Below are 15,071 nucleotides of genomic sequence, written 5' to 3'. Positions count from 1 at the left end.
TCTTATTTATTTCATTATCTAAAGATTAATTATTGCTTCAACATATCTAGCATTTCAAAACCTTTTAACCATTCTGTATTATTGTCAGAGCTATACTCAAACCCTTCTGGGACAGGTATTCCTTTTTCACTTACAGCATTAAAGCTATAATCTATACTACGGCTATATTCAATGGTTGGCTTAATCACGTAGTGATTTTCAAACTCCAAGGCTAAATGTGAAGATTCTCTAGAAAACATAGCTTCATGTAGTTTTTCTCCTGGTCGAATACCAACAATTTTAATTGGAACTCCCGGTGCAAGTGTTTCAGCTAAATCAGTAATTTTCATTGAAGGAATCTTCGGCACAAATATTTCTCCACCTTGCATTCTTTCAAAACTGTTAAATACTAAATCTACAGCTTGTTGGAGGGTAATCCAAAAACGAGTCATGCGTGGATCTGTAATTGGAATTTCTGTCGCTTTTTCTTGAATCAGTTTTTGAAAAAAGGGTACGACTGAGCCTCTGGAACCGACTACATTACCATAACGAACTACAGCAAATCTGGTTTTCATTGTGCCAACAATATTATTCGCTGCAACAAAAAGTTTATCCGCAGCTAGTTTGGTTGCACCGTAGAGATTAATGGGATTAACTGCTTTATCAGTAGACAGGGCAATTACTTTTTCAACTTCTTGTTCAATGGCAACATCAATGACGTTATTTGCGCCATGAATATTAGTTTTAATACATTCCATTGGGTTGTATTCAGCAGCAGGAATATGTTTGAGTGCCGCAGCATGAACTACATAATCCACACCCCTCATTGCCATATACAAACGATCGCGATCGCGTACATCTCCAATAAAATAGCGCATCGCTGGTGCGTTAAATTCCTGCGCCATCTCATATTGCTTGAGTTCATCCCGCGAATAAACTATAACCCTCTGCGGCTGATATCGGCTGAGAATTGTTTTCACAAATTGCTTGCCGAAGGAGCCTGTGCCGCCAGTGATTAAAATAGATTTACCATTAAACATTTTGTACTTATTTGTAATCTCAAAATTATTTTTTTGAAAAATATTTTAAGGAGATTTGGGCTGATTATTTGTGCTGCGATCGCCCTTGACTTCTTGCTTCTTAATCTCCGCTAATACAGTTTTGTAATCTTGCCGTTCGGGGTGCAATTTCACTAGTTTTTCTAAAGGTTCCATCGCACCTTTAGGGTCTTTCAATTTCAACCGCAGCACAGACAATTTCTCTAAAGCAAGTTGGTTTTCTGGTTCCCGTTGTAAAACCAACTCGTAGCCCTTCACCTGCTGTTGTAACGCTGACTCAGGAGAAACAGACGCAGCTACTGGCTTGGGACTTTGAATAGCCTGTTGGATTGGCGGAATGGCTGCAAATACCATAGAACCAAAAAACGACACCATCGACACCATCGTTACAATCCTTTGTCGCCGCTCAATCTGTTTTTTGCGAGCAATTAGGTATTCTTCCCCCTTCCCTGCCATGTCTGAATAGTTGCTGTGGTAAATACTTAGGTATCAGCAAGCCTCCCGCTATGAGGATACCCACCTGCTCAACAGAAACTAACATCTTAGCTATAAATTTTTTACACAAAATTCAAAAGCTGACTCAAAATCTAAAGGAGATCTGTGCTAAGCCAATGCTGCACGCACAATTTAAGCAAGCGTTCGCCCCTCACCTTTAAACCAAAACCCTCTCCTATGGCTAAACAGGGCAATCCTACAGGTTTTATTCTCTGCTCAAAAGATTAAAAATATATAAAGATTTGCTATAAATTTGCTTAACTCAAGATGTTTGCGATAATGTAAATAACGTTTAAAGAAATATAAAGGGTAGACATTCCTACTCAATTGCAAACTTCACATTCAGTCAAAAAGTTGCTAATTAGCTCGTGTTTCATAGTTGTTTCGACAAGCACACTTATTTTTTGTGGCTAAAAGAAATACACTTTTACCATTTGCCCTCACCCAGGTGAGTACTTCTACTTACCCTTTATCCACCTCATACCTTAACCCTTGCCCGACTTATGCAAGAAGTTGAAGGAGTGCTTAGCACAATTAGACTCTTCTGGTGGTGATTACCGTACAAAAATCAATTTCCCAGTAATTGAGTAGAGTTTGTTATGGTATAGTTAGAAAGTTAAGACTAGCTTTACCGAATTAAACCACTCTACGAGCCGGCAACAATTGCAGAATGGAAAGCAGTTTTAATTAAGCATTTACCAAACAAAATCTGAATTCAATCGAGGTTATGACTCAGCAAGTAATTCACCCAATGGTGAAATTGCAGCGTAACGTGCAATCACTCATAGAATCGAATATCATCAAGCCAAGCGATAGTATCTGGAAAATCGCTTTGCTCTACGGCAATGAATGGCAGCACTGGAAGCAAGAACTCCTAGACTTTGGCTTTAGTATGCAAGACCCAATCAGCGAACTGCTAGCTGTAGAAGCTTGGGATGAAGAATAGGGCATGGGGGAGGCAGTGCGGTCTTGGGGTCTACCCAAGTGGAGCAACTGCCGTCATGGGGCATGGGGCATTGGTTATTACCCCATCTCCTCCGTCTCACTACTCCCTAGACTTGACAAGCAGCTAAGGCCGCAGCTAATTCGTTGGCAGTCTGATAGCGATCGCGTGGCAATGGTTCGGTAACGCGGTCAATAACATCTCTTAATTGGGGACTAATGGTAGGAACTTTTGCCACATCAAACCTGAAGTGTCGCCCCCGTTGGCGGTAATACTTGAAGGGATTTTCGCCCGTGAGCAGAAAAATCAGCGTTGGCCCAATTGCATATAAATCAGATTGCGTCAAAGGTTGTCCTCGTTCTTGTTCGGGAGCGCAGTAACCTTCTGCCCCAATACGAGTACCTGGCGCTGTGCCAATTTCCTTAACTGCACCAAAATCCAGCACCACTATGCGATTTTGAAAACTTCGCACCATCAAGTTAGCGGGTTTAATATCGCGGTGGATGAGTGGAGGCTCTTGGCTATGAAGATAGTCTAAGATATCGCAGGTTTGGATCATCCAAGCGATCGCTTGGGCTGGGGTTACTGGGCCAGTGGTGGAAATACGTTTTTCTAAATCTTGTCCGTGGATTAGTTCCATCGCCAAGTATTTTTTTCCACCTTCCACAAAGAAATCATAATACTTGGGAATTCCCGGATGTTTGAGAGATTTGAGAGTGTACGCCTCTCGCTCAAATAATTCTTGAGCTTTGGCAATTCTCACCATATCAGCATTCATTTGCTTCAACACCAGCAGTTGTGGCATACCCGCAATCAAACCAGCTGCATCCCAAGCCAGATAGGTAGTACCCATACCTCCTTGTCCCAGAGTTCGCAACACCTGATAATGGCGAATCGTCTGTTGCACTGACAGAGGTTGGCCGCAGTGGATACAAAACAAATTATTCGGGGAGTTACCTTCATGGGTGCAAGTATAAGATAAAATCCCAGGATTTTTTCCTGAAGAGACTGTTGGAACTGCGTTTTCCAGGGTTTCCTGTATCTCTTGCCAGGGCAAAGAAACATCCGGTGGTTTTAGCTCTCGGATTTGAAATTGCAGTATTGGGCCTCCCTGTGCGAGTTGCAACAGGGAATTGTCTGGTAGCGGACTTTGAATTACCAGGACACCATTAAGGAAAGTTCCATTTGTACCCTGACTAATCAGTTGCCAAGCATCACCATTGCTAGCAGAATCGACTTGTCTAAGCTCTAGATGATGTCGAGAAACCAGACTATCAGTTAAAACAATATGATTGTCTGCTGCTCGACCAATCCGAATTATGGAAGAGTTTTCAAAGCACCACTGATGGAGCGGCGTTTTTTGTTGCGGTTCTAACAGCGTCAGAGTAACCACAATACAACCTATGAGGTAAGGGGACTAGGGATTGGGGATTGGGGGCTAGGGCATTGGGCATTGGGCATTGGGCAAGGCGCACAAGGTGCGGAGGGGCAGAGGGGCAAAGGAGAAAGAACTTCTACAAAAACTCTCCTCTGCTCCCCATCTCCCCATGCCCTATGCCCTATGCCCCATTTCCCATTGATATTTAACTTTCAAGATTTGGACGCACTTTTGCCCGAATCAGTATAGCAGTAATATTGTCGTGACCATTGTGTTGGTTCGCTAAATCAATTAATTCCGTGACGCCGCGTTCTAGGTTAGCGGCAGAACTCAGTAATGGTTCTAAGTGAGTTTGCCAATGGGTTTCTAATAGATCGTTATCTGATAGACCGTCCGATGCCAACACTAAAAGAGTATCTTCATTGATCTCGAAAAAGCCTACATCGGGATTAATGGAGTTTTCATCACGGGGCCCCAAGGCTTGGGTGAGTTGGTAAGCATCAGGGCGAGCGTAAGCTATACTTGCTTCCACTCCCCTTGTAATTTCCCGTTGCCCAACTTCGTGATCTACTGTGACTTGTTCTAATCCCTGCTTGCGCGTGACGCGATACAGACGGCTATCTCCCACATGAGCCACTGCTGCTTGAGTGTCTTGAATTAAAAGCATTACCAGAGTTGTACCCATACGCCCAACTCCAGAACGAGCATCTTGTTGATTTAGCTTGTAAATCGCCTCATTAGCTAAATAAACTGCCTCGCGAATGCTATTTTCTGTTGGCAGTTGATTGGGAATCCAGTGTTCTTGAAAATATTGCCTGAGGGTGTTGACTGCTAACTCACTGGCTACCTCGCCGCCAGCGTGTCCACCCATACCATCACAGAGGATATACAAACCATGCCCTTGCAGGATTCGACTTTTGGGCAACTCCAACTTCTCAACTTTAGTTTCAATACCAAAGTAGTCTTCGTTATGATGACGCTGACGCCCTACATCTGTGCGTCCCGCATCTTCCAAGCTACTTAACTGCATTGCCAGCACAACAGTTGGCATATCATCAGTTTTACTAATGATATCTTCTGGTTCTTGTGATTGCAGGATAGTAGGCACAATAGTATGTTTCTCCTGTATTGGGGGCAAAGTTCCAGTTCCTAGTGCTTCCAGTTCCACGGAGATTTCCTGCAAACGCGATCGCAACTGTGCGATGGTTTCAATTTTACCTGCTTCTAAATCCCCTAACATTTGCACTACAGAACCAAATTGAGTGCGTTGAGTCTGTCTAAATAGCGTTTGCCAAACCCGCCCTAAAGCTTGAATACTTAACGGTTGCTCTGAAATCACAGATAGGGCTTGGTCATCTTCTGGCAAATCAGCGATCGCCTGACTATTGTGTGATTCCACATACAATCTTTGTAGCGCCAGCGTTTGGTCTTCATCCAATCGCAAATTTGACAATTCTAACAGACTTTGGCGACAACTTACTGTTTCTAATACTGCCCAAAGTTGGGCCATTTCATTACACCAGTGTAAAATTTTTAACGAACTCGTTGTCTCTTCTTGCCACAAATCGAGTAAAAGCTGCCAATTCGAGCGGTCTTCGATTAGTATGACCTGCTTATCGCCTTGCTGCCATGCATCGTGAATCCGTGGTATTCCTGGGTGGTCTTGGTATTGTAAAGCAATATAAAGTTTAGCAAGACTAGGAATTGCATTTGCCGCCACTGATGGCGTTACCAGATCTGATTGCTGATTTCCTAATATTGCTTCAATAGGTGATATTTGATACGGTTGACAGTCTAAAACCCTCGCCTCTACCTCTGTAAGATTTTCTAGACTAGGTAACGTATCTAACAATTGGTAGCGCTCCTGAGAATCTAAATAGGAGCCTGATGTAATTTCAGGACTAGGGGCAGTGGGAGATACTGAGACGGGAAGACACTCGGAGGCGGGGACAGAACTCTCTGCGTCAGAGTTTTCCCCGAAGTTGAGAGTACCGGAAGGCGGCGCTTCGACTTCTGCGTATATCCCGTTGTCTTCTTCCCCGGCTCCCGGATTTAAACTCGCTTCTTGAGTGATAATTGCCCAAAATACTGTTCCACATTCTGTATCACAGTTGTGACAGCGTAGCGCATTCACAGGAACATCGGTACTGCATTCAGGACAGACTTTGTGAGTCAGGGACGTGCCACATTTTTGACAGAATTTGTTGGTATTAGGGTTTTCAAATTTACACTGAGGGCAAATCAGCATAGTGGAAGTTCCTTAATTCCCGTTCCAAGGTGGTTCTAGCCACTAAGATCCAAGGTGCCACAATTGGCTGCCCCTGACTACAGTAGACTTACAATAGATTGTAGTTTTAACAGTGGATTTTGGTGGCAGTATTAATTCAGACGCAGAAAATATTTTAGTGGGAATAGGGCATTGGACAAGCAAGGAGTGTGGGAGGTGTGGGAGGATGGGGAAGAAATCTTTCCCCCCACACTCCCCACACTTCCCCATCTCCCCATGCCCCATTCCCCATGCCCCACGCCCCATCCCCTATCGCCAAGATTCTGGTAGTTGCGGAGGTTCGGCGTTAAACCATTTTTGATAAATTTGCTTGTAGGTGCCGTTGGATAACAAAGCAGCTAGGGCTTTATTAATTGTGTCTAGGTGGGGGGAATCCTTGGGTGTGGCAATACCGTAGTATTCTTCGGTGAGTAGGTCGGCAACAACTTTGATGCCTTTGAGTTTGCCGTTTTTAATTGCATACAAAGTAGCGAAAGCATCGCTAACTACAGCATCAACATTGCCGTTGAGTAAGTCTTGAAAAAATTCTGGCCCAGAGTTAAAAGTGCTAATTTTGGCGTTGGGGATGGTTTTGGCAAAATCCGCCCCAGTGGAACCTATTTGTACAGCAATTTTTTTACCCTGGAGACTGTTGAAGTCTTTTATATTTTGATTGTCTTGGCGAACTGCGATCGCCAATCCCGCTTTAAAATAAGGCCGTGAAAAAGCAATTGTTTTCAAGCGTTCGGCGGTAATCGTAATCCCACTAATTGCTGCATCAACTCTTTTGGCTTGCAAAGCTGAGATCATGCCGTCAAAGGGCAAATTTTCAAAATCAACTCTAAAAAGAGCAACTTGAGCGATCGCATTCATCAAATCAATATCAAATCCTTCTAACTTGCCCCTAGCCGTTTGGATTTCAAAAGGGATAAAGGTAGGATCTGTAGCAACCTTGAGAAGTTTAGCATCTTGCTTAGTACTGGGATCGAAACTGTTACAAGCAAGAATCAGTAACAGACAGCCTAAGCTCAAAATAAGCTGCTGCCACTTCCACTTAATCGATTTCACTGTAGTAATTCTGTTCTATCAGTCAATGTTGATGATGCTTGTCATGATGTTATAAGAAAGAATACATCCATCAACAAACAAAATCTACAGTCGATTCTGGTTGACAAACACAATTGTGAATTCTGAATTCTGACTCCTGTATTCTTCTTCATTTTGAATTGCTTATGGCTCCCATCACCCATAGTTATGAAATTGCTGATTTGTTTGCCGAAAGAGCCAAAAACCTCGCACCCCCAACCTATGGTACAGAGTTAACTAAAATCGCTACTGTCAGTTTTACCTACGGTCTAGCTGACCCAACTCTGTTTCCCCATACCGATTTGGCGGCTGCAACTGCTGATGTGCTGGCACAAGAAGCTGCGATCGCTCTTAATTACGGCCCGCCTTCAGCTCAACTCTACGAGCAAATCAGCCTCGGCTTGCAGGCTCAAGGAATCCCTGCCGATCGCGATCGCCTTCTCATTGGCTATGGTTCTGGGCAGATCCTCGGCTTACTACCAGATGTATTTATCGAACCTGGTGATGTGGCGATCGTGGAGGGGCCAACCTTCTTGGGAGTCGTTGCAAGATTTGTCCACGCTGGCGCACGCCTGATTACCATTCCTGTGGATGAGTTGGGAATGAATGTGGATGCCCTAGAAGAAACTTTAAGTGACTTGAAAAAACAGGGCATTCGACCCAGGTTTATTTACACTATTCCCACCTTTCATAATCCCACAGGCACTACTATGCCCTTATTTCGCCGCCAAAAACTAGTAGCAATGGCGGCTGAATATGGTGTGCTGGTAGTGGAAGACGATGCTTATAAGGATTTGCGTTTTCAAGGAGAAACTGTGCCCTCCTTGGCATCCCTCGACCAAGAGGGTTGGGTTTTATATGTGAGTACCTTCTCAAAAATTATTGCCCCTGGTGTCAGGTTGGGCTGGGCTTGTGGCGATCCAGCAATTATTGAGCGCTTGGCAATGTTCAAAAGCGAGGGGCCTGTGGGGCCTTTTGTCAGTCATGTAGTTGGCCGCTACTGTGCCACAGGCAAATTAGATGCTCACATTCAGAAGTTAATCGCGTCCTACCGACATAAGTGCAATTTGTTGTTAGATGCGATCGCCGCTGAGTTTCCTGGCGATATAGTCGCTTTACGTCCTGATGGCGGCTTTTTCGTTTGGTGTAAATTGCCGCAAAATATTACTGCCAAAGCAATCTTAAGTGCTTGTGCAGAACACGGCATCAGCTTTCTCCCAGGAACTCGCTGTTACGCCAACGGTCAGGGGGATGATGCTATCAGGCTAGCTTTTAGTTTTCAACCAAATGACAAGATTGTAGAGGGAATCGCTACCCTTGGAAAAGTGTTGTGCCAATGGCAGCGATGACCAAAACAGGACAAGGGGAGGGGGAGACAAGGAGAGAAGTCACCAGCGCTGCTTCCGGTGAACGGAACTTCGCGGGACAAGGGGAAAAAACCTTGTCTGTTTGTCCTTTTCAATGACCACATAATACCATGTCCGGTTGAATACTTAACCAATTATGTTGGGGCTTTAAGACCGAGAGTTTTTAAGTATTAAGTAATTAAACGAACTTGATTTAACGTGAGACTTTGTGGATATATTATGCGATCGCACTGTGTAACCAGAGGCTTATCCGAAGCATGGGAGGGATGCCTGGGTTGGGCTACGCCTACCCACGAAAAGGAAAATAGCGATCGCTATCACTAATTGATTCTGAATTCTCAATTCTAGATTCTCTTTATCTTCTCCAACTTAATAATGATTATTTGCTAGAAGGCGTTGGGATGGAGGCGATAATTTGGCGGAGCATCATGACTTGCCAATAAGGTACAGGAGCTAGCAATACAGTACCAGTTCCTTCAAAAGTATTGACAAGAAATTCACCAGAGGTCATTGAACCGAAAAAAGATTTGGTAGCTTTTTCAACGCGATAATTTAGAGTGGTTGTGCGAGCGATCGCAAAATTTCCATCAACAACTAATCGGTCATTTCGTAAATTGATTACTTCTACAGGGCCTTGTGCAACCATCACCACTTTACCCCTACCTTTGACTTTTGTCTGAAACAAGCCCTCGCCACCAATTAAGCCTGACACCAATTTGTTTCGTTCAACTCCTACTTCTACGCTGCCATCACTTGCCCAATAAGCCCCACTATCTAAAATCCATTCACTGCCGTCTAATTCTAAGATGTGGTAGCCCGATAAAGAAGGCTCTAAATATAGCTCACCTGTACCTGTATATGTAGGACGGAAAATATTTTCTCCCGTGGCTAAAGATTTTAAAAATCCACCTGCTGAAGGAGCTTTAGATTCCATTTGAATGTTGCCACGTATATAGTACATAGCACCAGATTCAGTCCTTACTGTTTCGTTTTGCAAAGTTACTTTGACTAAACGTAAACTTTCGCGTTCAACAATTTCAAAAATTGCCATAATTTTCCTTTTGATTTTTGCCAAAATGTATACTTGGCTTTTGGGCAGAATTTATATACATTTTTGGCATCTATTTTTACATATGGCAATTCAAAGGGAATAGGCAATAGGCAACAGGCAACAGTTAGATAGGGACTTACAAATAAAAAAACATTCAATTTTTCTTGTGGAACGCATATCTTGTTATTGGTGTCAACTTCAGGTGAAACCAGCTTGTTGACAAGGTTTTGCCCTCACTGCCAGCCTACCTTGGGGAGAGGGAGCCAGAGATTTAATTCCCCTTCTCCCACAGGAGAAGGGGCTAGTAGTAGTAATTTATTTCTTGATATTTTTCTAACTTTTAACTCCTAGTTTTTCCTCATTACTGCTAACTTCCAAGGGGAGGAAAATTGTTAATATTTCTCCATAATGTGGACGTTGACGAACAATCAATTTACCACCGATCGCCTGAAACAAATGCTTGGTTGCGGCCATATTCAAGCTAATAGTACCTGTTTCTGGCTGGAACATCAGCAGTTGACCGAGGGCTTTGCGAATTGGCGGCGTTGCTGGTGTAGCAGATTTATTTGTATCTTTAGACAACAGTTGGGGCGATAATTGTAACTTCAGTTGATCTCCAGCCGGAATAACCTGTACCTGAATGTGGCTACCAGGGGGTAAGCTGCGCGTAAAATTCTCCATCAAACCAGTGAGTACGCGATCGAGCATACTGGGATTACTAACCACAGTTGGTAGTTGCTGGGGTAAAACTACATTTAAAGTTAAGTTCCGCCGCTGTGCTGCTTGTTCCCAACGGGGAATGCTTTGCTGCAACACTTGATCTAAAGACATCGGCGTTAGTTGAGTTTTGGAAGATTTTACTGGGGCAGAAGTTTCCAATTCTGCTGCTTTAAACAGTAACTCCATACGGTCAATTTGCTCAGTACACTCATGATCGATAATTTCTAAGCGATTGATCACGCTCTTAGCTAAGTCCCGCCGCTTCAAGAGTAGGCGAGTCATAGTACGAATAGTCGTCAAAGGTGTACGAACTTCATGGGCAAAGGCTTGGAGCAATTCGACATCGGGACGGGGAGAGGTTTCAGAACACACGGAGACGGGGAGACGCGGTGATGCGGGGAAAGAACTCTCCGTATCTCCGTGTCCCCGTGTCCCGGTGTCTTCTTCTGGTTCTGTTAGCTCAGCAAGTAACAGCTGGCTAAATTGAACCACCATGCGGTAATCTGGTGCTAGTGGAGAATACTGTTGTACTAATGCATCTAGTTGGCTAAAAAATTCTGGATTAGTCAGCATTACCCGCGCTCCTAGCGATCGCCAAGCCTGCTGTACTACCTCTGGCTCAAAAGAAAATGAAAAGGTTTTTTTACCGTTTTTGTGTGTTGCTAAAACTAGTACTAATGTAAATTTATCTGTAAAAACTAAACAAAACTGTTCTGCTGCCAATGGATCGGCGGGTAGTAAGGGAAGTACGGATTCACAGGGTGCGACTTCACAATCTTGAGGTGCGATCGCATCTGGCATCTGAAATGGCATTAGCGCCAAAGGGTTAAATGGTTTTGCTGTAAAAGTTACTGTCTGTAAGCTTTGAGCCAGTTTTGGCTGACTAAATAACGGTGCTGGTGCAGCTAAGACTAATCCTTGGGTCGTGTCAGCTGAAACACTTGCTAAACTATTTAATAGCAACTGTTCTGTTGCTGCAAGGCTGACACGCCACTGCCGCTCTGCTTTTGCTGGTGAACATTCAGCGACACTTGATTGATTTTGTGCCAAGATTTCGCGCAGACTTGGCAATACCCATTGGTACACAAGTTTTCACCCCTTAATTCAAGAGCGACGAATAGCGTCTAGGGTAGACACTTCACTACTACCTAAGAGGTTATATGCATTTGCGTACAGGTAACAGTCGTAGAACCGAACAATTTGGGTGCAATTTCCGCTGTAGATTGAAAAATTGCATAGACTTCTCTCTACCAAAAATCGAATAATTATCGAATTTACTACAAACAGGAGCGTCGGCAGCCTCTACCTTATCCTTCCTCATAATGTTTTAGAAGTAGCGATCGCAGACAACCCACAAGCAAGTCTACTAGTACGATTATTGCAATTAGGTTGCATCGCACTCATTTTCAATTGTCGGCCAGCAAGTTTGTAGCGTCATACCAATTGGGAATATCCACTGCATCGGGAAGCAAGCTAGGTAATTAAGAAACTTAGATACAGCAAGGCTTTCCTGATTTACATCTGTTGCTTGATTTTGGAGAATTTGGTATAACTCCTGAAATTATTGGCCTGGCATTTTTTTGTGGCGTTTTCTTAATTCAGTTTACGTAAAATAACACTTCTTATCTTAAAGATAAAATACAAATGTTTACTTTATAGTTTTTTAGGGAAACCTATATTCAACAGAAGATTGAGTTAACAGAAAGGTAGTTTATTCAGTAGAAAAAAGCTATATTTTTTCACTTCTGCGAGCTAATTACGTATTTATTCGTATATTAAACAGTCCTTATCAGAATAGAAGTTAGGCAGCCTCTAGCTAGACAATATCTTATAAGGATGATTATTCGATTTACGAAAAACCTATTGGCTTATTTGGCAAATATTAAATAACTTTAATACCTAAAAACTGATGAAACTAGCTAAATCTGAGTTGCAACAATTGGAAGAAAAATATTCTCGATTTTTCTCACTTTCTATAGATTTACTGTGTATTGCTAGTTTTGATGGTTATTTCATGTATTTAAATCCAGTATGGACAAAAACGCTAGGTTGGTCAACACAGGAATTACTTGCTAAACCCTTTATCGAATTTGTTCACCCTGAAGACCAAGAATCAACTATTCTAGCAGCTCAAAATATTACACAATCTATTGATGCGATTTATTTTGAAAACCGCTATCTTTGTCAGGATGGCTCCTATAAATGGTTATCATGGAATGCAACAGGTTTCATAGAAGAAAAATTAATTTATGCCGTAGCTCGTGATATTACTCTAAATAAAGAGAATGAAATTGCGCGGCAACAAATTATTCACGAATTAGAAGCTTTGAAATTTGCTTTAAATGCTCATTCATTAGTAGCTATTACTGATAAAAAGGGCAGAATTACCTATGCTAATGACCAATTTTGTCAGGTTTCTAAGTATTCTAGAGAAGAACTTTTAGGACAAGACCATCGAATTATTAATTCTGGTCATCATACAAAGGAATACTTTGAAAATTTGTGGAAGACTATTAGCAAAGGTCAAATTTGGAAGGGAGAAATCAAAAATAAAGCCAAAGATGGGACTTTTTATTGGGTGGATACTCTGATCGCTCCAATGTTAGACTCCGATGGTAAACCCTATCAATATGTATCAATTCGTACAGATATAACACAGCGCAAGCTTTCAGAGTTAGCTTTATTGGAGCGATCGCGTTTATCACTTTTGAGTGCAGAAGTGAGCTTAGCATTATCTCAAAGTGGTACACTTGCAGAAATTCTGCAAAACTGTACAAATACGATTTCACAATACTTGAAGCTCGCCTTTGTTTCTATCTGGACTTTTGAGCGACAGACAAACCAGCTAGAACTACAGGCTGGCGTTCATTGCACAGAGGCTACCTGTAGTGCTTTGAACAATAGTGAAGATTTTCCCAATCACATGGTTTTAGCCAACAACATTGTTGGCTTAATGACGCAAAACCATCAAGCCATTTTCAATCAAGAGTTAACAATTAATCATCCAGAATTATTACTAAATTCTACATTTTCTATTTTTCGTTTTTCTGCCTATCCTTTAATAGTAGAGCAGCAATTAATCGGCATCATAGCTTTATTTAGTCAGCAATTGTTTAGCGAACCCACTCATAATTTATTAAATTGGATTGCGAATAATATTGCTGTAGCTATTGACCGGATTTGGGCTAGAGAAGAACTCCTCAGCCGCCGCGAAGCATTATTACTGCGTTTAGCTAGCCAAATCCGCAGTTCCCTTGATTTAGATATTATCCTCGAAACTGCTGTTAATGAAATTCGCAGCTTATTACAAATTGACCGTTGTTACTTTATTTCTTATTCAGCGCAGCCATCCGAACCAAGCCTGACTATTACCTCTGAAGCAAGAAACCCCAACTCTCCTAACTTACCCACAATGTTAGGTAGTATTCCCCAGCAAAAAAGCAATTTTTTAACCAAAATACTTCTTTCTCAAGAGTTAATTTGTATTGACGATATTAATCGTAAATCATACCTTGATGACGATATGCAAGAGCTTTTAACTGAGTTTGGTATTACAGCTCAACTAGTCCTACCAGTTAAGAGTAATTCTGGAGAAATTGGGGCAATTGTTTGCAGTCATTGTAGTGGCGATCGCATTTGGAGTAATAGTGAAATTAGTCTGTTGCAAGCTGTTTGCGACCAACTAGCCATCGCCATAGACCACGCACAACTTTATACTCAAAGTCGTTCTGCTACTTTAGCTGCTCAAACTCAAGCCGAAAAACTTACCACAACTTTGTATCAGTTGCAGCAAACTCAATCTCAATTAATCCAACATGAAAAAATGTCCAGCTTGGGACAGTTAGTAGCTGGTGTTGCCCATGAAATTAACAATCCAGTTAATTTTATTCACGGCAATTTAAGTTATGCTCATGAATATTTTGAAGAATTACTAACTCTGTTGCATCTCTACCAGCAATACTATCCTACGCCTGAGACAGAAATTGAGGATTTTGCTGAAAAAATTGATTTGGATTTTATTACTAGCGACCTTTACAAGCTCCTATCGTCAATGGAAATGGGTACTACTCGTATCCGTGAGATTGTTTTAGGATTGCGAAATTTTTCTCGCCATGATGAAGCTGAGAAAAAGCAAGTTGATATTCATGAAGGAATTGACAACACTTTATTAATCTTGCATCACCGCTGGAAAAATAACGGAATTGGACTCGATATATCTATCATCAAAGAATATGGTGATTTGCCCTTGATTGATTGCTATCCGGGGCAGTTGAATCAAGTATTTATGAATATTTTGACTAATGCGATCGATGCATTAGAAGAGTTAAAAATTAAGGCAAAAACAACAAACAAACCCCAGATTATAATTAAAACAGAAATTTTCGACAAGAACTTTGTTGTGATTCGGATTATTGATAATGCAGGTGGAATTCCAGAAGAAGTGACAACTCGCTTATTCGATCCTTTTTTCACAACCAAACCTGTTGGTAAAGGAACAGGACTAGGACTGTCAATTAGCTACCAAATTGTAGTAGAAAAACATGGTGGAATTTTGAAGTGTATATCAGAAGAAGGACAAGGTACAGAATTCTGGATTCAAATTCCAATTTAAAAGACAATGGCAAGTAGAAAGTAGTGAAATGAGGAGTTAAGGGTACAGGGAAAAATAATAACTCTTAACTATTAATTTCTAACTCCTAACTTGTACAGAAAAAAGTTAATCGCGTC

Annotated in this window: 11 protein-coding genes; 4 read left to right on the top strand and 7 right to left on the bottom strand. The window is 41.9% G+C overall.

Annotation, left to right across the window (positions count from 1 at the left end; genetic code table 11):
• Nucleotides 1–29: 29 nt before the first annotated feature.
• Nucleotides 30–1,019 (bottom strand): UDP-N-acetylglucosamine 4,6-dehydratase (inverting), encoded by a 990-nt coding sequence (pseB, locus tag H6H03_RS23220; protein ID WP_190957426.1) that lies wholly within the window; start codon nucleotides 1,017–1,019, stop codon nucleotides 30–32.
• Nucleotides 1,020–1,064: 45 nt separating this feature from the next.
• Complete coding sequence (locus tag H6H03_RS23215; protein WP_190957425.1) at nucleotides 1,065–1,493, bottom strand: tetratricopeptide repeat protein; 429 nt, start codon at nucleotides 1,491–1,493, stop codon at nucleotides 1,065–1,067.
• A 766-nt stretch (nucleotides 1,494–2,259) separates the two neighbouring features.
• Here H6H03_RS23215 and H6H03_RS23210 point away from each other — a divergent pair.
• On the top strand, nucleotides 2,260–2,478 hold the full coding sequence (locus H6H03_RS23210; RefSeq protein ID WP_096535973.1) for a DUF4327 family protein: 219 nt from the start codon (nucleotides 2,260–2,262) through the stop codon (nucleotides 2,476–2,478).
• 106 nt (nucleotides 2,479–2,584) lie between these two features.
• On the opposite strand, the gene H6H03_RS23205 is transcribed toward H6H03_RS23210, so the two are convergent.
• From H6H03_RS23205 to H6H03_RS23195, 3 genes are all read right to left on the bottom strand, one after another.
• Nucleotides 2,585–3,868, bottom strand: coding sequence for a protein kinase domain-containing protein (locus H6H03_RS23205; protein WP_190957424.1), 1,284 nt, complete (start codon nucleotides 3,866–3,868; stop codon nucleotides 2,585–2,587).
• A 190-nt stretch (nucleotides 3,869–4,058) separates the two neighbouring features.
• The gene (locus H6H03_RS23200) at nucleotides 4,059–6,101 is read right to left on the bottom strand and encodes a serine/threonine phosphatase (RefSeq protein ID WP_190957423.1); all 2,043 of its coding nucleotides are present in this window, start codon (nucleotides 6,099–6,101) and stop codon (nucleotides 4,059–4,061) included.
• A gap of 288 nt (nucleotides 6,102–6,389) precedes the next feature.
• On the bottom strand, nucleotides 6,390–7,187 hold the full coding sequence (locus tag H6H03_RS23195; RefSeq protein ID WP_190957422.1) for a basic amino acid ABC transporter substrate-binding protein: 798 nt from the start codon (nucleotides 7,185–7,187) through the stop codon (nucleotides 6,390–6,392).
• Nucleotides 7,188–7,351: 164 nt separating this feature from the next.
• Between H6H03_RS23195 and H6H03_RS23190 the strand changes: the two genes are divergently transcribed.
• Both H6H03_RS23190 and H6H03_RS41420 read left to right on the top strand, forming a co-directional pair.
• The gene (locus tag H6H03_RS23190) at nucleotides 7,352–8,554 is read left to right on the top strand and encodes an aminotransferase-like domain-containing protein (protein ID WP_190957421.1); all 1,203 of its coding nucleotides are present in this window, start codon (nucleotides 7,352–7,354) and stop codon (nucleotides 8,552–8,554) included.
• Nucleotides 8,555–8,770: 216 nt separating this feature from the next.
• Nucleotides 8,771–8,896, top strand: coding sequence for a hypothetical protein (locus tag H6H03_RS41420; protein WP_277926177.1), 126 nt, complete (start codon nucleotides 8,771–8,773; stop codon nucleotides 8,894–8,896).
• Between the two features lie 55 nt (nucleotides 8,897–8,951).
• Here the strand turns inward: H6H03_RS41420 and H6H03_RS23185 are convergent, their stop codons facing one another.
• Together H6H03_RS23185 and H6H03_RS23180 are read right to left on the bottom strand one after the other, a co-directional pair.
• Nucleotides 8,952–9,623, bottom strand: coding sequence for an AIM24 family protein (locus H6H03_RS23185; RefSeq protein WP_190957420.1), 672 nt, complete (start codon nucleotides 9,621–9,623; stop codon nucleotides 8,952–8,954).
• A gap of 333 nt (nucleotides 9,624–9,956) precedes the next feature.
• Nucleotides 9,957–11,429, bottom strand: a complete 1,473-nt coding sequence (locus tag H6H03_RS23180; protein WP_190957419.1) for a sensor histidine kinase — start codon at nucleotides 11,427–11,429, stop codon at nucleotides 9,957–9,959.
• 823 nt (nucleotides 11,430–12,252) lie between these two features.
• Here H6H03_RS23180 and H6H03_RS23175 point away from each other — a divergent pair.
• A complete protein-coding gene (locus H6H03_RS23175; RefSeq protein WP_242057954.1) occupies nucleotides 12,253–14,955 on the top strand; it encodes a PAS domain S-box protein in 2,703 nt (900 codons plus the stop codon).
• Nucleotides 14,956–15,071 lie beyond the last annotated feature (116 nt).

Source organism: Nostoc paludosum FACHB-159, from assembly GCF_014698835.1.
In the GTDB taxonomy this organism is placed as follows: Bacteria; Cyanobacteriota; Cyanobacteriia; order Cyanobacteriales; family Nostocaceae; genus Nostoc; species Nostoc paludosum.
The sequence above is the reverse complement of the archived record's forward strand: the minus strand, read 5'-3'. Positions and strand labels throughout refer to the sequence as shown.